The organism is Bacillota bacterium (genome assembly GCA_033549065.1).
GTDB lineage: Bacteria > Bacillota > Dethiobacteria > DTU022 > DTU022 > JAWSUE01.
The window spans coordinates 1-511 of the sequence record JAWSUE010000059.1 but is presented as its reverse complement, the minus strand read 5'-3'; the positions used below and the strand labels follow the sequence as shown (position 1 = coordinate 511).

Below are 511 nucleotides of genomic sequence, written 5' to 3'. Positions count from 1 at the left end.
GCCAAGCCCATGATAGCGGCCGTGCCGTGACAACCGCAGAATTAGCCTCGCTCATGCTTTCCCTGCAGGAAGATCGCTGCAGCAACATAAACCTGGTAACACCTACCCCTTACCTTCATCAGATAGCCTCCGCCATAGATTTGGCCGCCTCTAAGGGTCTTACGCTGCCCGTGGTCTATAACTGCGGCGGTTATGAGTCTGTTCAGTCGCTCCGGCTGCTCGAAGGTTTCATCGACATCTACATGCCCGATGCCAAGTACGGTTCAGATTCTTCCGGCAGATTGTATTCAGGTGTTCCCGACTATTATACCCGCTTGAAGGAGAGTTTAAAAGAGATGCAGCGACAGGTTGGTGATCTTAAAACAGATTCTTCCGGGTTGGCTTACGCAGGTCTGCTTGTCCGTCACCTGGTCATGCCGGAAAATATTGCAGGCAGTTCCGAAATAGCCCGCTTTCTTAGCGAAGAAATATCTCCACGCTGCGCCGTCAATGTTATGGCCCAGTATTACCC

At 51.9% G+C, this 511-nt stretch carries 1 protein-coding gene; it reads left to right on the top strand.

What is annotated here, in order from left to right; genetic code table 11:
• On the top strand, positions 1–511 hold a 511-nt coding region (locus SCJ97_11765; protein ID MDW7740705.1), incomplete at both ends, for a radical SAM protein.